Annotated in this window: 17 protein-coding genes; 9 read left to right on the top strand and 8 right to left on the bottom strand. The window is 42.0% G+C overall.

From position 1 onward, the window contains the following. Positions 1 to 93 precede the first annotated feature (93 nt). Entirely contained in the window at positions 94 to 633 is a 540-nt protein-coding gene (locus ACEYW6_RS03705) for a late competence development ComFB family protein (RefSeq protein WP_190889903.1), read from the top strand. Positions 634 to 692: 59 nt separating this feature from the next. On the opposite strand, the gene ACEYW6_RS03700 is transcribed toward ACEYW6_RS03705, so the two are convergent. After that, positions 693 to 1,325 (bottom strand): L,D-transpeptidase, encoded by a 633-nt coding sequence (locus tag ACEYW6_RS03700; RefSeq protein WP_313889927.1) that lies wholly within the window; start codon positions 1,323 to 1,325, stop codon positions 693 to 695. 690 nt (positions 1,326 to 2,015) lie between these two features. Between ACEYW6_RS03700 and ACEYW6_RS03695 the strand changes: the two genes are divergently transcribed. From ACEYW6_RS03695 to ACEYW6_RS03685, 3 genes are all read left to right on the top strand, one after another. Then, complete coding sequence (locus tag ACEYW6_RS03695; RefSeq protein WP_412978666.1) at positions 2,016 to 2,168, top strand: hypothetical protein; 153 nt, start codon at positions 2,016 to 2,018, stop codon at positions 2,166 to 2,168. Between the two features lie 368 nt (positions 2,169 to 2,536). Further along, on the top strand, positions 2,537 to 3,193 hold the full coding sequence (locus ACEYW6_RS03690; protein WP_181928358.1) for a sigma-70 family RNA polymerase sigma factor: 657 nt from the start codon (positions 2,537 to 2,539) through the stop codon (positions 3,191 to 3,193). 157 nt (positions 3,194 to 3,350) lie between these two features. Beyond that, complete coding sequence (locus ACEYW6_RS03685) at positions 3,351 to 3,965, top strand: anti-sigma factor family protein (RefSeq protein ID WP_196511798.1); 615 nt, start codon at positions 3,351 to 3,353, stop codon at positions 3,963 to 3,965. A gap of 16 nt (positions 3,966 to 3,981) precedes the next feature. On the opposite strand, the gene ACEYW6_RS03680 is transcribed toward ACEYW6_RS03685, so the two are convergent. Further along, the gene (locus ACEYW6_RS03680) at positions 3,982 to 4,437 is read right to left on the bottom strand and encodes a gamma-glutamylcyclotransferase (protein ID WP_412978665.1); all 456 of its coding nucleotides are present in this window, start codon (positions 4,435 to 4,437) and stop codon (positions 3,982 to 3,984) included. A gap of 168 nt (positions 4,438 to 4,605) precedes the next feature. On the opposite strand from ACEYW6_RS03680, the gene leuS reads away from it, so the two are divergent. Together leuS and ACEYW6_RS03670 are read left to right on the top strand one after the other, a co-directional pair. Continuing rightward, the gene (gene leuS / locus ACEYW6_RS03675; RefSeq protein WP_412978664.1) at positions 4,606 to 7,227 is read left to right on the top strand and encodes a leucine--tRNA ligase; all 2,622 of its coding nucleotides are present in this window, start codon (positions 4,606 to 4,608) and stop codon (positions 7,225 to 7,227) included. A 1,668-nt stretch (positions 7,228 to 8,895) separates the two neighbouring features. Further along, positions 8,896 to 10,047, top strand: coding sequence for a pyridoxal-phosphate-dependent aminotransferase family protein (locus ACEYW6_RS03670; protein WP_412978663.1), 1,152 nt, complete (start codon positions 8,896 to 8,898; stop codon positions 10,045 to 10,047). 363 nt (positions 10,048 to 10,410) lie between these two features. On the opposite strand, the gene ACEYW6_RS03665 is transcribed toward ACEYW6_RS03670, so the two are convergent. The 6 genes from ACEYW6_RS03665 to ACEYW6_RS03640 all read right to left on the bottom strand — a co-directional run bounded on the left by ACEYW6_RS03665 (position 10,411) and on the right by ACEYW6_RS03640 (position 15,581). Then, on the bottom strand, positions 10,411 to 10,638 hold the full coding sequence (locus ACEYW6_RS03665; protein WP_012410503.1) for a DUF2949 domain-containing protein: 228 nt from the start codon (positions 10,636 to 10,638) through the stop codon (positions 10,411 to 10,413). 507 nt (positions 10,639 to 11,145) lie between these two features. Continuing rightward, a complete protein-coding gene (locus ACEYW6_RS03660; protein WP_412978662.1) occupies positions 11,146 to 11,652 on the bottom strand; it encodes a DUF192 domain-containing protein in 507 nt (168 codons plus the stop codon). A 160-nt stretch (positions 11,653 to 11,812) separates the two neighbouring features. Next, on the bottom strand, positions 11,813 to 12,499 hold the full coding sequence (gene nblR, locus ACEYW6_RS03655) for a response regulator transcription factor NblR (RefSeq protein ID WP_190889880.1): 687 nt from the start codon (positions 12,497 to 12,499) through the stop codon (positions 11,813 to 11,815). Between the two features lie 382 nt (positions 12,500 to 12,881). Then, positions 12,882 to 13,799: an NAD(+) kinase gene (locus tag ACEYW6_RS03650; RefSeq protein ID WP_190889878.1), complete on the bottom strand. Its 918-nt coding sequence runs from the start codon at positions 13,797 to 13,799 to the stop codon at positions 12,882 to 12,884. A gap of 432 nt (positions 13,800 to 14,231) precedes the next feature. Beyond that, on the bottom strand, positions 14,232 to 15,230 hold the full coding sequence (locus ACEYW6_RS03645; RefSeq protein ID WP_196511802.1) for an SDR family oxidoreductase: 999 nt from the start codon (positions 15,228 to 15,230) through the stop codon (positions 14,232 to 14,234). A 246-nt stretch (positions 15,231 to 15,476) separates the two neighbouring features. Continuing rightward, entirely contained in the window at positions 15,477 to 15,581 is a 105-nt protein-coding gene (locus ACEYW6_RS03640) for a PetM family cytochrome b6-f complex subunit 7 (protein ID WP_109009093.1), read from the bottom strand. 208 nt (positions 15,582 to 15,789) lie between these two features. On the opposite strand from ACEYW6_RS03640, the gene pdxA reads away from it, so the two are divergent. The 3 genes from pdxA to ACEYW6_RS03625 all read left to right on the top strand — a co-directional run bounded on the left by pdxA (position 15,790) and on the right by ACEYW6_RS03625 (position 18,432). Further along, positions 15,790 to 16,881 carry a 4-hydroxythreonine-4-phosphate dehydrogenase PdxA gene (gene pdxA / locus ACEYW6_RS03635; RefSeq protein WP_412978661.1) on the top strand — a complete coding sequence of 364 codons (1,092 nt, stop codon included), beginning with the start codon at positions 15,790 to 15,792 and terminating at the stop codon, positions 16,879 to 16,881. A 284-nt stretch (positions 16,882 to 17,165) separates the two neighbouring features. Further along, complete coding sequence (locus ACEYW6_RS03630; protein ID WP_412978660.1) at positions 17,166 to 17,399, top strand: hypothetical protein; 234 nt, start codon at positions 17,166 to 17,168, stop codon at positions 17,397 to 17,399. A 694-nt stretch (positions 17,400 to 18,093) separates the two neighbouring features. After that, positions 18,094 to 18,432 (top strand): hypothetical protein, encoded by a 339-nt coding sequence (locus ACEYW6_RS03625; protein ID WP_412978659.1) that lies wholly within the window; start codon positions 18,094 to 18,096, stop codon positions 18,430 to 18,432. Positions 18,433 to 18,488 lie beyond the last annotated feature (56 nt).

The raw sequence follows: 18,488 nt of genomic DNA, 5'->3' as shown, positions 1-18,488 counted from the left end.
TGATTTGTGTTTTTTTTGCTGAGAATTAGGCAAAATAAATTGGATTGATACCGTCCCTACCTTGCTTGGCTAACATAAATGATGATAAGCATTATGAGTATCGAAAAAATTGTAGAACAAGCTCTCCAGGATGGTTATTTGACACCAGCAATGGAAGCAGAAGTCGGTAGAATCTGTGACAACGCCTCAGAACTCTCAATTGAAGAGTATATGGCGCTAGATCGCCTGATGGGTGCGCTATTAACTGGTGAGGTAGTGGCGGTACCTCGGAAACAATTCATTAACGTTATGGAAGAATTGGTACTGACGGAAGCGATCGCACGAGTCGCAGAAATTGAAGCCACCAGTGAAAGTTCTCTAGATGTTGGAGATATTGCCGCTTACGCTCTCAATCGTCTACCACCTTTGTATGCTACTACAGAAGAAGGTGCTAACTTCCAGCGCCAAACGGCTCAGGCACAACTGCAAGACTTAATTTCTCAGCAAGTAAGTGAGGCGATTAATCGTTACCTGGATCGACCCAATTTCTTCCCAGAACGGCAAGCCTTAGGCAAAAACACTGGCAATGAGGTTGTACGCCAAGTTAGTGCTTTACTTCAAACATACGCACCTAGCTTTGAGCAAAAATTATAACTTTAATAGTCATTAGTCATTAGTCATTAGTCTAAAACAAATGACTAATGACTCTATAATTAATCACGTACTAACACTGTTGTACCTAAACTTACTTGCTCATACAACAATCTAACATCAGAATTACGCATTCTTAAGCAGCCGTGGGACACAGCCGTTCCTACTAGATCAATCTCTGGTGTGCCATGAAAACCAATTTCATTGCGTCCATCTGACCAAAAACCAATCCATCTGTCTCCCAAGGGACTATCCGTACCAGCCTCAAAGACTTTGCCTGTAATTGGGTGACGCCAAATTGGATAGTGTCGCATGTGGATCACCTGGAAAGAACCTGTGGGCGTTTCCCAACCTTTCTTACCTATAGCGATTGGGTAGCTTGCTATCACTTCATCTCCTGCGTATACATAGGTGCGGCGATCGCTTAAATCAACTACTACTTGCGTCTTAGCATCTGCAAGCCTATTAGATGGTATTTGTTGGGCTGAAGCTTGAGACCATAAAGCTTTTGGCCAACTATCCACAACTGGATTTTGTCTTTCTGCTTGTGCCACCACCCGCATCTTAGTTGGTAGGTTGGTTGCTTTAGCTACATTATTCTTAATGGTTTGGGGCTGAGTTTGAGGCTTAATAGTAGAAGGCTTGAGTGTAGAAGCCTTCCGAGTAGTTGCTTTGGCTACATTCTTCTTAATTATTTTCGACTTAGTTTGAGGCTTAATAGTAGAAGACTTGAGTCTAGAAGCCCTGCGAGTAGTTGCTTTGGTTACATTCTTCTTAATTATTTTCGACTTAGTTTGAGGCTTAATAGCAGAGGATTTTGGTGTAAACGCCCTCTGGGCAGTTGAGCCTTGGGTAACTTCATCAGGTGGCACAGATGCACCCAGCGCAATTTCCCCTAAACTCACTTGAGAAAGATTCGTGTAGACTCCCTTAGGGCGGCTTCCCTTGGGATTGGTTCGGGTAGAATCTCGCCGCATCAAAGTAGATGCAGACTTATCAGACTGCCGTTCCGCCGTAGTAATGCGCCAATGGACACCTAAAGATAAAAATGCTGTGCCAAAACAGAGTAACATTACCATCCGCCCTACAGATTCATTTCTTACCATTGCCATTGCCTATTGTTTATCCCTGACATATCCAGCCGAGCAATTGGATGTGTTCATCATCCTATTATCAAAAATTTATCAATACTTATCATTTCCGTTATAAATCTGCCAACACCTCTGGGCAAACTAAGACTATGCGAATTGTCCCAGCGGCAAAACTTCAAGTAAGCAACCTCATTCCTCAAAAGTTCTGGAGGTTGTAAGCCAATACTTAGACTTTCTGGTGGAACTTTTGAAATGTAGCAATCAATCATTAGTGGTGTAGGTAGGAGAAAAACCATGTTTGAAAAACTTTTGCTAGCAGTCACAATTACATTTTCCCTTAATTTATTTTTTCAAGTTCGCGTACCAGAGCAACATACCTCTGGTGCTACCTACGGGTTACAACCAGAACAATCAGTAACTATTCTGGTAACAAAATCAAAAAAATAAATCACCATTATAGTAACCACAGCAACCCAACTTCCAGAAATTATTACCTGAATTTTAAAGGTATCAAGAAGTTAGAATTACAAAATTTTTATCTTCATCCTTATAACCAGATTTAATTATCTTTATCAAGCGTATATACTCAGTTGCGAAAAGTACCAAAATGTGCATATTGCTGCGCCTTTATTCGTTGATGGGTGCAAGGGCAACTATGCGAACAGTATAAGGAAAAAGTGGCTCCCCTTATTGCTATAAATGTATCCAAAATTATATGCCTCAGTGTTCCAGTCATAAATCCGTCACCTTAGCATGGAACTTCTGTCCCATTAGCAGGTCTAATAGATAGGGATGATTTAGAGCCAGTACGATCTATGAGTCAGTCGATTACTGTATCCTGGTCAACGGTTGATGCAAAGTATCCAGAAGCATCAGTGCAAGTTGACAAACTCCCTAATCACGATTTAATTTTGCGCTGTCAAGCGGGACTGCGACCAGATCGTGTTGCGTTTGCAGAACTATTACGCCGCTATCAAAGTCAAGTTGATAGAGTTCTATATCACCTAGCTCCAGATTGGGCTGACAGAGCCGATTTGGCTCAAGAAGTTTGGATTCGAGTGTATCGGAATATTAACCGATTACAAGAGCCTGCTAAATTTCGGGGCTGGTTAAGCCGCATTGCCACCAACTTGTTTTACGATGAGTTGCGGAAACGCAAGCGGGTTATGAGTCCTTTGTCACTAGATGCTCCCCGCTCGTTAGAAGATGGCGAGATGGATTGGGAAATCGCTGGCGATACCCCAGGACCTGAAGAAGAGCTGACAACTCGAGAATTTTATGAGCAACTGCGGGAAGCGATCGCGGATTTACCAGAAGTCTTTCGTACTACCATTGTCCTCAGAGAAATCGAAGGCATGGCATATGAAGAAATTGCCGAAATCACTGGAGTTTCCTTAGGAACTGTGAAGTCAAGAATAGCCAGAGCTAGATCGAGACTGCAAGCTCACTTGCAGAATTATCTAGACTCCTAATTTACAGTATCTTGCCTCTGTCCAATGGCAGAATTTAAGCATTGATTAAGAATTCCCAGAAAGATGTAGATCGCTTCTGCCCTAAGGAGGAAAATTGGCTAATTTATCCGAATTTCCCGCCCAGTTTACCCGTGTATGAATTGGTAATAATGTTAAGATGACTACTGATTCTCAGTTTTACGACCGTTCTCCTTTGCAACTTCCTCAAGATTTGTCAGATGGAATGGCCAAGCATACCAATGAATCAACGGGTCTTATGGATATGGTGAAGCGCGATCGCTTCGAGTTATTGAGTGCTTACCTCGATGGTGAAGTCACAGCCCCCGAACGCAAGCAAGTAGAAGAATGGCTGGCAAATGATGTCTCAGTTCAATGCTTGTATGCCCGACTGTTAAAACTGCGCCAAGGCTTACGGACTCTCCCAGTGCCAACAGCCCAACAGTCACCAGAAGAAACAGTTCAGCAAGTATTGGCACGTTTGCGCCGCCGTTCCCGTTTAAACTGGATGGTCGGAGGTACAGCTGTTGCTGCTTGTGTAATCGGTGCAGTATCAGGTTTATTACCTATTGGTTCGAGTCCGACACAACTGGCACAACGACCACAAAAAGAACCGATCCAAACGTCCTCAGCGTCTATAATTCCACCTTCCACTCTGATGGTGGGACTAAATAACCCGGTAATTGAAATTCCTAAAGCAGCAGTAGCTTCTCCAAAAAATTCAATCTATCCGGTACAGCCGCAACGGCACGACTCCAAACAGGACATAAACTAATCGCATAGTTAACAGTTCACAGATCATAGCTGTACTTTGTGGTTAAACCACAGCCACTCCACCAGCCGTCAGGTTGGAGGAAGCCCCCTAATTGGTCAACTCGGTCTAAAGTCATTAAATAAACCCAAGCCCAACCCAGAGAGAGCGACTGTGGCTCATAAACCTCGATAATTTGTCGATTATAGAGGTTTTCTACTGGTTGTCTATTGGGCTGGTAATCTTCCAGCACATCTAGCTCATTTAAAATCCTTGGGTTGGGAAAAGAGAGTAAATAACCGTGAACTTGTCCATCCCCTAGCGTCATTGCTGGGTAGCCCATTGGCATAGCAAACAATTTACCTTGTACAAGAGCTAATTTGACATCAACTACTTTGCCATCACAATATTTTTTATAGTTAGCTTCACCTGGTTTCAGTGTGCCGTAGACAAAAACCGGCACTAAACCAGAAAATTTTATATCTAACTCAGCCATATAAACCTTCATCAAATGACTCTTGCTATACCTGAAAGGCTCGCAGTTTGCGCCTAATCAGGCTGATGCTCCCTCGCACTTACTTATATATAAATCTGTGAGTAGTTGACCTACAATATAGGTTGACCTAACAGGTTAACCTAGACAGACCCAGTAGGAGAATTTTTGGTGGATTCCCGATATAACCCAGCAGCAATTGAGGAAAAATGGCAAAAAACATGGGTAGAACTTGGCTTAGATAAGACACCTACAGCTAGCAAAAAGCCAAAATTTTATGCTTTATCCATGTTCCCTTATCCATCGGGCAGCCTACACATGGGTCACGTCCGTAATTATACTATTACGGACGTGATTGCCCGTCTCAAGCGAATGCAAGGGTATCGGGTAATACACCCAATGGGTTGGGATGCCTTTGGCTTGCCAGCAGAAAACGCCGCCATTGACCGTGGTGTACCGCCAGCAAAGTGGACTTATCAGAATATGGCCCAGATGCGGCAGCAATTGCAGCGTCTTGGTTTATCCATTGATTGGGAATGTGAACTTGCTACCTGTTCACCAGATTATTACAAGTGGACACAATGGATTTTCTTGCAGTTTTTGCAAGCGGGGTTGGCTTACCAAAAAGAAGCAGCAGTGAACTGGGACCCAATTGACCAAACTGTATTGGCAAATGAGCAAGTCGATAACGAAGGACGTTCTTGGCGCAGTGGGGCAATAGTTGAGCGCAAATTGTTGCGGCAGTGGTTTTTCAAGATTACCGACTACGCTGAAGAATTACTCAATGACTTGAATAAGTTGACAGGTTGGCCGGAACGCGTCAAATTGATGCAGGCAAACTGGATTGGCAAATCCACAGGCGCTTACTTGGAATTTCCCATAATTGGGATAGATGAAAAAATCGCCGTGTATACCACGCGCCCAGATACCGTTTATGGTGTCAGCTACCTAGTTTTAGCGCCAGAACATCCCTTAACAAAGCGCGTCACCACAAAAGAACAACAAGCGTCGGTAGAAGTTTTTATTAAAGAGGTTTCCAATCAAAGTGAGTTGGAACGTACTGCTGAAGACAAACCTAAGCGGGGTATCCCCACAGGTGGAGTGGCAATTAACCCATTTACAGGGGAAGAAGTGCCCATTTGGATTGCTGACTATGTACTGTATGAGTATGGTACTGGGGCAGTGATGGGTGTACCAGCACACGATGTCCGGGATTTTAAGTTTGCCAAAAATTACGATTTGCCAGTTGATTTTGTCATTGTTTCTCCAGATGATGTTGCAGGTTTTGACTTAACTCCAACATCAGAGATTGATGAAGTTACACAACTCATCCAAATTGAATACAATCAGGCATACACTGAACCAGGAATTTTAATTAATTCTGGGTCTTTTACTGGTATGACTTCCACAGATGCTAAACAAGCAATAATTGAATACGCCGAACAACAAGGTTTTGGTAAAGTGCGGGTGCAATATCGCTTGCGGGATTGGTTAATTTCACGGCAGCGGTATTGGGGCGCACCGATACCTGTAATTCACTGTCCTAACTGTGGGATAGTACCAGTTCCTGATAAAGATTTGCCAGTACAGTTGCCAGAAGAGGTGGAATTTACTGGACGTGGCGGTTCACCTTTGACTCAGTTGGAAAGCTGGGTAAATGTGCCTTGTCCGACTTGTGGCACTCCAGCGAAGCGGGAAACTGACACGATGGATACTTTTATTGATTCCTCGTGGTATTTCTTGCGGTTTCCTGACGCGAAGAATGAACAACAGGTTTTCGATTCCAGTAAAATAAACGACTGGATGCCAGTTGATCAGTATGTAGGTGGGATTGAACACGCGATTTTACATTTGTTGTATTCGCGGTTCTTTACTAAGGTTTTGCGGGACAGAGGCTTGTTAAACTTTGATGAACCATTTCAACGCTTGTTAACTCAAGGTATGGTACAGGGTTTAACTTACCTAAATCCGAATAAGGGTGGTAAAGATAAATGGATTCCTTCTAATTTAGTAAATTCAGCCGACCCCCGTGACCCTCAGACAGGCGAACCATTACAACGTCTCTACGCCACTATGTCTAAATCAAAGGGTAACGGTGTAGCACCAGAAGATGTAATTGCTAAATACGGTGTAGATACAGCGCGAATGTTCATCTTGTTCAAAGCGCCGCCAGAAAAAGACTTGGAATGGGATGAAGCCGATGTGGAAGGACAATCCCGCTTTTTAAATCGGCTTTGGCGTTTGGTAACAGATTATGTTGCTGCTGGGGTATCCCGTAAGAAAGCCCAACTCGCTGATTTAACTAAGGCAGAAAAGGAATTGCGGCGGGCGATTCACACAGCTATTCAAGCAGTTACGGAAGATGTAGACGACGAATATCAATTCAACACAGCTATTTCAGAATTGATGAAGTTAAGTAATGCCCTAAATGATGCCGACGGGAAAAATTCACCAATTTACGCAGAGGGTATTCGGACTTTGGTGGTATTGCTAGCACCATTTGCACCACATATTGCTGATGAATTGTGGCATTTATTGGGTGAAAGTGATTCAGTTCACACTCAAACTTGGCCGTCATTTGACTCGGCTGCTTTGATAGCTGATGAAATCACTTTAGTGATTCAAATTATGGGCAAAACTCGCGGTGCGATTCAAGTACCAGCACAAGCAGATAAAGCAGCGTTGGAGAAATACGCCCGTGAGTCAGAGATTACCCAACGTTACATTGAAGGCAAAGAGATTAAAAAGGTAATTGTGGTACCTGGGAAGTTAGTGAATTTTGTAGTCAGCTAATAGTAGAGGGGAGAGAACACAGTCTGATATGACGTACTGAAAATCTGAAACGTCTATTCCCTCTAGCCCTACGCAAGTTGCTTAAGGGAGGATTATCCTTTTAATCCGCTCTTTAGCAACTAAGTAAGTAGGCGAGAATAAATCAAAGTAGGTTAAGTAATGTAAAAATTTTGAGATGAGTTTTATAGTGTAATACAGTTCAGTTAAGGCTAAAACTCTGTTATTAAAGTCAATTTTTTAACGAACCGCCAAGGCGCAGAGCACGCAGAGAGAAGAAGCAAATGCTTAACTCAACCGTATTGTTTTATAGTCTACCCCTTTCCATTTGGGGAAGAAAGCTATGCATAGCATCTCATAGAGAGCGGCTCCAGCCTTCATTTGAAGACTAAAGTCCTAACTCCTCACACATGCAAACCTTTAATTATAGGCTCGCATTTATGACGGCACTGATGCTAAAGCCATGAAGCATGTGTTGCAAAAAGTATTGTAACAATAGTTTTTTTTCTTTAGTGTATGTGTATTTAAAAACAACTGTATTATTGTCCAGAGAGTAATACTGTTTTATTTATACACGAAAAAGCGCTTGAGAGTTTTGCTCACTCAAGCGCTTCCCCGTAAAAGCTTATACCAACTCACTCGTTTGATGCAACATTTGAAATCTGCAACACTCCCTTGGCAGGGAGTATTGCGGGGATAACTTGTGACAAACATGTTGTGAAATGGTATCACTCCTTGCACTAACTAAGAATATCTCTTTTGCAAGAAAATCGGGGATCTGGTGAGTGACAGTTTATGAACTGACACTAGTTAAAAACGACTCACCATGAATGGTAACTAAAAAGACTAAGCATGATTGTAGCGATTTTGTAAGTATAGTATAAAAACTTATGGTTTATTAGCCATTGCCTACGGCTGAGTGCAGTTTCAAAATGTGCAGCAATTAGTAGCATAAATATTTCAATTTTGGCGAAAATGCACTGTAAACCATCAGTAGATAATTGTCATTAAGTAAGTGAAAGATGCCTTGGATATCGCCATAGAAGCGATTTAGACTAAAATAATTCATCACCTCCTCAATGGATAAAGGTATTCTTTAGTATTATTTAGAGGATGGCAACTTAAGAAAAAATTATCGACCGAAGCAGATTGAAAAGTTTGGGTTAGGTATCTTCTATCTCTTAGCAAACGGTGACATCCAAACCTTCCGCATAGTATAGGCGGTTACTTCCTCCGTTGAAGCAAAACACAGCTTTTTCACCAACGATTCCCGCTATATTCAGAACAATTTCGCTTGTTTCTATAAAAACAATAGAGGCAGATTATGGGTAAGATTTAAGAATTTATCATACCTGTGCCTCATCTAGATAGACCTTTCACCCTTAGCTAAAATAGCCACTTCCCTACGAGCACAAGCCTTAATCTTGCGTCTAGGTGTGTGGTAAGATTGCCTGGAACAGAGGTTTTATTTAAGTTGGAGTCTCGTATAAATTGCAAAGGTCAAGCTGACCGTTCATTAACTCCCACGATACTTTTCCTATGGATTTGGAAAATATACAACAAGTCTGGTGACAATCTGGGTGTAATTTTTAGATAAATATCTAGAATTTGCTACCAGAATAAACCAACTTCACACAATTTTGACTTTTATTTGACTTTTAGGATAGACACATGAACGATAAGCTGATGCTAATGATTCCAGGCCCAACCCCAGTGCCAGAAGCTGCCTTACTGGCATTAGCCAAGCATCCGATTGGACACCGTACCAGTGAATTTAGCAATATATTGGCAGAGGTGACGGAAAACCTCAAGTGGCTGCATCAAACTCAAAGTGATGTACTGACACTGAATGTCAGTGGTACGGGTGCTGTAGAAGCTGGAATAATTAATTTTCTCTCTCCAGGCGATCGCATTTTAGTTGGTTCTAATGGTAAATTTGGCGAACGCTGGGTAGAAGTTGGTCAAGCCTACGGTTTAAATGTAGAAGAAGTTAAGGTGGAATGGGGAAAACCCTTAGACCCCGCAGTATTTGCTGAAAAACTCCAAGCAGATACCCAAAAGCAAATCAAAGCCGTAATCATCACCCACAGCGAAACCTCTACAGGTGTGTTGAATGACCTAGAAACCATCAACCGCCACGTTAAAGAACACGGTGAAGCTTTAATAATCGTTGATGCCGTAACCAGCTTGGGTGCGTTCAATCTACCCGTGGATGCTTGGGGCTTGGATATAGTCGCCTCCGGTTCCCAAAAAGGTTATATGATTCCACCGGGATTGGGTTTTGTCTCTGTCAGCCCCAAAGCTTGGGAAGCATACAAAACTGCAAAGCTACCGAAATATTATTTGGATTTAGGCAAATATCGCAAAGCCACAGCCAAGAATACAACTCCATTTACTCCGCCTGTGAACTTGATTGTAGCGCTGCACACCACGTTACGAATCATGAAAGAGGAAGGTTTGGAGTCAATATTTGCTCGACACGAACGGCTTAAGAATGCTACCCGTGCCGCCATTCAAGGGTTAAATTTACCCCTGTTTGCAGCAGATAGTTCCGCCAGTCCGGCGATTACGGCTGTAGCACCACAGGGAATTGAATCGGATAAGATTCGGTCATTGATGAAAAAACGCTTTGATATTGCCCTGGCAGGTGGTCAAGATCATTTGAGTAACAAAATATTCCGCATTGGTCACTTGGGTTTTGTGAGCGATCGCGATATTCTTAGCTGTATAGCATCTTTAGAAGTTACCCTAAAAGAACTTGGCTACGAAGACTTCACGCCTGGATCTGGTATAGCGGCAGCAGTTAGAGTGTTTACACAATAGTCATTGGTTATTGGTCATTTGCAAAAGACAAATTAAAAGAGCGAGTTAAATTATCAACTCGCTCTTTTAATTTGTATATAAATGAGTAGAAACCGCCAAAGTAATAAATCTATAAATCAACCTTTTCACAAGGTAGAGTGGATGTGACATGCCCCAATTCTCCTAAATTATATTAAGTTGCTCTAAATAGTATTATTTGCTCTGGAGACAGTCGGATAGCTTCTTTGACACAAAACAAGACTAATTTTGGCAACTTAGTATGATACTAACTAAATTGATATAAATAGTATTATTTGAGATTCTGAGAATAGCCTTTTGGTAGAGACTTTTAATGCAAAATCCAAAATCCAAAATTGGTACGACCTATGCCGTTTCCAGCCAATCATAAATCTGTTCTAACTGCTCTAAAGTAATTAACCCATACTGCCAAAGAATCATTGCCAAAGGCCCTGGGTCTTGCTCCCGATGACGAAGCGCCACTGCCAGCGATGCCGTAGAAATTGCCAAATCTTCTTGCAAAAAATGAATCAGTCGAGAATATTTTGATGGTGACATTTGTATCTCACCTCCTTGTGCAGAATGTATTGTCATATATTAGTTCACCATTGCTAGGTAGCCAGTAGCCAGTATTTCATCTGTCACTGTGCCGTTCTCGGCTATATACCCCAGCACAGTTTTTTTTGATTTGCCTTCAAGAGAGGCTTCTCATAGAAGGTCTGAGAAATCAGAATTTTCGTACAGATCACCTGCTCTATTTTCAAGCAGTATTTTTACCTAGTTAAATTGGTTTCATCTTGTTTACTTTTGTGCTTTATTTAATCACACATGTAGTAACAAAGATTCCATAGCCTATACTCTCTTATTGACGACTATTTACACTTACGCCCAAGGGAATATTTTTGCCAAACCTTAAGACCGCGATTTCAGGTTAGAGACAGTAGAATTTTACATTATTACCACAGTTTTCAAATAGTAGCGTTACAAGTGACTGTTTTACCACATAAAGTGACATTTTTTACAAAAAAAACACATACTTAGACAGTCTAGGTTCTTAACAGAGTAACCACCCAGATATTTATCCCCACAAGTACCAGAGCCTCAAAACTCAATTTTGACTATATCGCCCACTTTCAACTTCAATTCGGCAGCTCTTCCAGAGCGAAGTTCAATCACCTTATCGATTGGTGTATTGGGACCATAGGTCGGACAAGGCTCACTTGCACAAGGAGGTGCAGCAGCTTGAATATATTTAACTACACCGTTATGTAAAAATACCATATCTAAGGGCACAGGTACATTCTTCATCCAGAAACTAACTGGTTGTGGTGAAGGGAACCCAAACAGCATCCCCCGGTCATCTGGCAAAGCTGGTCGATACATCAACCCCATCGCTTGCTGTTGTGGCGTCTGCGCCACTTCTAACTGAATTGTTGTGCCATTAGGAACAATGGCTTTAGCAGAAATTGGTAGTTTTTGACCTAAACTCTCTGGTGCTGGATTTTGAGAACCAGATATGAGGCTGGGAGGTTTAGCTGTTGTTGGCGCGGAACAGCCCATCAGAAAAATACTCAGCAACATTAAGAGCAAACTTAGCCTACGACTCATAGTTATTTCTGATTTTGTAATTTAGATTTTAATTTTACAGAATTTAAGCTAGAAAACCCACGGCTTTTATTCGTACCGTAATACATAGCTGTTTTCAACCCCAATTAGACAAGGGGCAAAATTCCCTTGTTAAAAATAGGCAAACTTCCGCCTTACTGTACTAAGATTCTCTCAAAACGTATCCTACGCCTCGCACTGTTTGAATGAGGCGCTTTTGACCTTCATCTTCAATTTTTAGGCGCAGATAGCGGATGTACACTTCAATTACATTCGATTCACCCAGGAAGTCATAACCCCAAACATTTTCTAAAATTTGTTCGCGGGTTAACACCTCACGGGGATGTTCCATTAAGAATTTTAATAGTTCAAATTCCTTCATTGTCAAGTCAATTGCCCGTCCGTTGTGTATGGCACGGCGAGTTGCTATGTCTAAAATCAGATCCCCAAAGCGTAATTGCTCCGTGGTATCCACATCGGGTTTTAAGTAGAGGCGAATTAACTTCAAAAAGTCTTCTGAGCGGTAAGGCTTGAGGATGTAATCATCCGCTCCAGCTTCTAGACAAGCTACACGATCATCGACTGTATCCCTTGCCATTAAAATCAATACAGGCGATCGCATACCAGTGCCTCTCAGATTTTTGCACAATGAGAGTCCTGATTCTCCTGCTAGCATCCGGTCTAAAACAATTAAAGCAGGCTGGCGATCGCGACAGTGTTGTAAACCACTGGTCGCATCATGAGCCAAAATTGATTCATAGCCGGCTTCTTGCAAATCACAAGAAAGCTGATTTGCTAGGCTCTCATCGGTTTCAATCACCAAAACACAGGGACTTTGAGCAACTGTCATAACAATTTGGGATATTGGATTTGGGATTGTAAAGATATTCCAGCGAAAATCTTTACATCAGTTAAAAGTGCAATTACGAGTTTTTAGTGATGGAGCAATCCTGATTTGACGTGCTGCTAAGGATCTTTTAGCACGTTCAGGCATCAGCCATCTAATTCTCAGATGCAATCTTAATAACTAAATCCAAATACCATCCCTACACCAGTAATTCTGGAAGGAAATCACCAAACTGGGTAGAGGGGAGAAATCAATTCAAAATTCAGGAACTCTTGCCTTCTGCCTTCTGCCGACGCTCTCTACGAGACGCTGCGCGTAGCAAGATCCCTGTAAGGGTACGCGGACTCGCTACCGCTGCACTATCCTGCCTCCTGCCTTCTACTAACTACGGCAATTCTACCGAAGTTGGTTTAGCAATATGTGGCAAACCCCAACCTAATTTTTCTCGCAAAATTCGGAAAAACTCAGGTGGTTGCAGGCGAATAAATCGGGCACTATATTGCGATCGCTCCATATATACTCTATCTTCTGGTAGAACATAGCACCCTCCATTTCCATCGACTACCATCACCAGCCGAGGAATGTTGACTGGGTAGATGTTGACCGATTCAGTATCGGGAAATACCAATGCTCTAGAAGCTAGAGAATGGGGACAAATGGGTACTAGCTGTAAAACAGGTACGCCAGGAGTCACTACTGGGCCACCAGCACTCAATGAGTAAGCTGTAGAACCAGTAGGCGTAGAAACAATCACACCATCTGCCGCAATATCTACTGGTGCGTGACGCCCTATGGCAATTTCAAAATGGCACATAGAGGTCAAAGGTTCTCGGTGCAGAACCATTTCATTCAAGCAGAGGGCTTCCCACAGCACTGCTTCTCCCCGAAACACTTTGACGGTGAGCATGACTCGTTCTTCAATTTCATACTCACCCGCCATCAGCTGTTCTAGTGCTTGGGGCAATTGATTTAGGAAGGTTTCCGTCAAAAATCCCATGTGTCCGGTGTTCACTGTTAGCAGTGGAATACCACAGGGGGCTACCTGACGAGACGCTGCTAAAACAGTGCCGTCTCCCCCTAACACCACTGCAAACTCCATATCTGAGTCAAAACCAGGGGGCGTTAGACCGTCAATGGGGGTGTGGCATACAGGACTCTCTGGGTTAGAGTAGCCCAATATTCCACCGATACTTGATGTGATACACACATCCCAACCGGCAGCGGTTAGCTTGTCTTTCAACTCGATAGCGACACGACCCGCTATCGGTTTAACGTCATTGTAGATAATGCCTGCTTTCGGCACACTTAAATATCCAAGTTTAGGCGGTGCTTTGTATTATGTAATCCTTACACATTTTGGTCATGTAGTCATTAATCTAGAGTCAAATATCCAGAGTCTAGAGTGTGAACTACCCCAATCTCTCAACGGACGGGGCTTCCCAATTCACCGGAAATAGCCTCTCTTGTCTCCGTAGTTCTATTGATCTGACATTCCCTCCTCTTGTCAGGAGTCCTGGTTTCCAAGGCCCAAATCTTCCTGTTGCAACACATACCTGATCAGGTTGGTTTTCGCTTATGGCATTGATGGTCAAGATACTAAACCGACCCTACCATCACAATCCCTAGCTTATGAGTACATTGTTCGCGTTAGCGTCTGTCTGCGACACGCTGCGCGAACGCAGAGAAAGTGGGGACTTCAGCAATCCGTTAACTACTAATATCTGTTTTGTAATGACTATTGACTATTGGCTTTTGAAGACTGTTTAAAAGGAGTTTTTTTAGGTTTCTGTTTTTTATTTTTATTTTTCTGGTAATCTACCTCTTTGAGCTTCTTCATAATTCGGCTGAAGTACTCTTGTAGATAGTTTTCTAGGGTTGTGGTTTGTTGCTGATCTAAACCAAAGACTGTATAGACTTCATCCATTGAAGCATTTAACTGTTTACCACTGGCTAATACTTCTGTAAACGCTAGCCTGTCCGCTACGTTCCATCCCCACTGAAAGAACCGCATTAAGCCCCGAACAGCACGAAGCAAGTTTATTGGCATCCGCGTTACCCTCGCGTCTTTTCCAGATAAGCGTTCGCACAGGTTGATGATTTCTTCTGCACTCCATGCACGAGTACCTACTACAGGAAAAGCTTGGTTTTCTGTTTCTGGTACACTCAATGCACGAATTGCAAATTTAGCAATGTCCTGAGTGTCCATGTAGGCAATGGGAGAAGAATTACCAGTCACCCAAACTGGCTGTCCTTCCAAAATAGGAATTCCATACTGGCCAATTAATCCTTGCATAAATCCAGCTAGCCGCAAGATGGTGTAATTCAAGCCAGACTCAGCCAGGAAGAGTTCTGTACACCGCTTAATTTCCATGAGCGGCACTTCTGGGTATTTATCAGCATCTAAAATTGAAAAGAAGATAAAACGCTCTACACCCGCTGCTTTTGCTGCTTGAATCAATGCTACTTTGCCGTCCCAATCCACTTGTTTGATACTCAGTGAATCTGTAGGGCGAGATGTTGACGCATCAATAACTTGAGTTACACCTTCTAATGCTTCGGCTAGTGTATCGGGATAACGCAAATTTCCCGGTACGAGTTCCGCACCCCATTCTTTGAGAAAAGCTGCTTTTTTACTGCTCCGAACAAGACAGCGTACTTTATATCCCTCATCGATTGCACGACGAGCCACTTGTCTTCCTAAGGTGCCAGTGGCACCGACGATTAATAATGTCATGAGGGTTGTAATAAATTTTAATGTTTTATGAAAAGAATGTTATCAGAATAACCTATGCAAACAAAACTTTACATTTTTTCTAAGAAAATGAATTTTTTTGGAGAGACTCATGGGAAAATGGCTGTCCGGTAAACGGACAAGCTTTTTTCCCAGTTAGCGAAAAGTATGAACGCCGACTTGGGACGAACAGAACTTTTCAAGGCAGAGGAAAACCTCTTCCCTCTCAATAGCCTATTACCGTAGGGATTACTCTTCTCCGCCTTGAATTTTCAGTAACAAAGCGCCTAAGCCCCAGCCCACGAAGATTAAACCGAAGGACAATAGAGCTGCATTCAAAATTTCGCCGCCCATTGGTGTGATTCTCCTTATGCAAATTAGTGTGTGTAAACTAGGTCTAGCAGAAGCTTTTCAATAGTTGCTGTAGGATTAGACCTGTGTAAATAATTTTAAACTAGTTTAGCAAGTAATCCCTACTGGTTTGGGGGGCAATCCCTACTGTGGAGCGGGGAAGATGGGGAAATGGGGAAAAATTTGATGCTAATAATTATGAATAAATTTTATGTATCAAAATAATCAAGCTGACTTAGTGAATTTTAGCAAAAAGAATCGCCCGTGTTTGGCGCTGACGTTGGGAGATCCTGCGGGGATTGGACCGGAAGTAATTTTGAAAGCTTTAGCAGATCCGGAAATTAGTAAAAAATACGACGTAACAGTTGTGGGTAACCGGGATTTGCTACTAAAGACTTATCAACAATTGAATTTAATCGAGAATTTAGCATCTTTAGCAAGTCCAGACGAGTTGTCAGTGATTGATGTGCAGTGGGATAGAGAAATTCAAGGTCAAATTATCGCTGGAATAGGTAATGCGGCGAGTGGTGCGGCTAGTTTTGCGTATATGGAATGTGCGATCGCTCAAACACTTGCTGGTAAATTTGATGCTATTGTCACAGGGCCGATCGCTAAATCTGCTTGGAAAGCCGCAGGGTATAATTATCCAGGGCAAACGGAACTTTTGGCGCACAAGTCAGGTGTTGACCGTTTTGGGATGTTATTTGTAGCGCGATCGCCCCATACTAATTGGACACTCCGCGCTTTACTTGCCACCACACATATTCCATTACGTCAAGTAGCCGATACATTGACACCGCAGTTGTTGACACAAAAACTGGATTTGCTGGTGGAGTGCTTGGAGAAAGATTTTGGCATAGAAAATGGGAGAATTGCGATCGCAGGTTTGAATCCCCACAGTGGCGAACAGGGGCAATTGGGACATGAAGAACAAGATTGGTTAATTCCCTGGTTAGAGCAAGAGCGGCAAAAAAGACCACAATTACGGCTAGATGGGCCAATACCACCAGATACGATGTGGGTTAAACCTGGTCAAGCTTGGTATGGAAATTCTTTAGTACAAAATCCTGCTGATGGCTACTTGGCACTTTACCACGACCAAGGCTTAATTCCTGTGAAGCTGATGGCGTTTGATCGGGCAGTTAATACTTCTATTGGCCTTCCTTTCGTTAGGACTTCACCGGATCATGGAACAGCGTTTGATATTGCGGGTAAGGGAATTGCTGATGCTACGAGTATGAAAGCAGCAATACATTTAGCGGCTGAATTGGTTAGTCAAAGATTGGCGGTGGGTTGTGGTTAAAAGTTCTTTGCAATATTTACTAGGAGTAATGCTTACTTGAATTTTGAAATTATCGGAGACATCACCAATATTGAAATAATTGCTGTTGGTAACTCCATTCGTGAAGTAGAACGCTTGCGTAAAACTTATGGTTCAGGACGGTAGCGGAAACTTAAAGGCTTTGCAACCATTAGCTTAGACGACAGAAGTATTTATGAAGCTGAGTTACACTGGTATGAATGGTATGAAGCCCACGGAATTGGTAAGAAAGAAATCAAAATAAAACGTTTTCTATAGGAGTCGTTATGGAGTCAGCGAACACAGAAACTCAATATGTTGTTTGCATTAACAACAAAGATTATCCTGCTTCTTTAGAAATTCGGAAAATTTACCAGACTGTTCCTGATTCTGATGCTGTTAAGCACCAAATGATTAGAGTTATTGATGAATCAGGCGAAGACTATTTATATCCTAGTAATTATTTTGTGTTGATTGAATTACCAAAAGCGGTTGCAGAAGCTTTTTATCTGGCTAGCTAAAATTTAATTATTCGTTTCAATAACTCGAAAATCTATTTCAAAAAATAGCTGTTCTTCATCACCAAAGCTACCTTGAATCATATTTTGCTACTTATTCCTGTTTCATTAATCCGAAATATAAACACCGGAGCATTCGGGTGGTGCTGGTGAGTTTTATTTATAGCAGCTAATTCATCTGTATCAATGAAATAGTCTCCACTCTCAGGTTCAACAGCCATATACCAGTTGTAGTGATTTTTGATTAACTCTGGTTTAACTCGGTCAAAAATAACTTTACCACGTTGGTAAAAAGCCTCTTGTTGAGCTTTCCATTGAGATTTTTTTTATTCTGACCACTGAATATCAGAGAATATTCTTCCCCGACGAACTGTGCGAATAGGCTTTGGATTAATCATTGTTATTTTTCCCAATCTATTTTGAGATTTTACAACTAAATCATCGAAGCTATTTACTCGCTTCAAGTAAAGGCAATTTAACCAGTCATCCCCTTGTTGGGTGACTGGTTTTTATTTTTTTGTGCTTTTTAGGTTAGAGAAAGAATAGGCTAACGCCTGGGAATGAAGAAAAAAATTAAAGAGTTGTACTCCAATAGTCGTGGAGTGGAATAAACTTTAAATATTTTTTTCAAACGCTTCGCGTGAAAGGTAGGTGTAATTAGTTTGATTTTCAGAGTTTAAAAATTTAGGAGTTAATAATGAATTTAGTTACAACTAAAACTATTGGATACGTTCGTCGTGACCTTCAAAGTCTTCATGATTGGACTAATCATCAATTTGCCATGAAGTCAATGTCTTCTAGTCGGGTTGCTTTTGATCGAACTCACAAATGGTTTGGATACGAGGTAATACTACTAAAGCCTAATGCGAAAATCAAGAAAGGACATTGGGATGCGAGGGTTAATCGACTTGGCGATCGCATTCTTCCAGGATGGAATTGTGCCTTACTCTGCCATTATTGTCCAAGTGGTGGTATGACAGAACACTGTGACCACTCCGTTTTTGAACCTCTGGTAGGATCTGACTTTTCCCGTTAAGTCTTGAAAGACTTGCTGGCAAAGGGTTTAAGAAACAGCACAGCAAATACGGTACA

This window comes from Nostoc sp. UIC 10607 (assembly GCF_047228265.1).
GTDB lineage: Bacteria > Cyanobacteriota > Cyanobacteriia > Cyanobacteriales > Nostocaceae > Nostoc > Nostoc foliaceum_A.
Note: the sequence above shows the minus strand (reverse complement) of the source record. Positions and strands in the feature narration are given on the sequence as shown.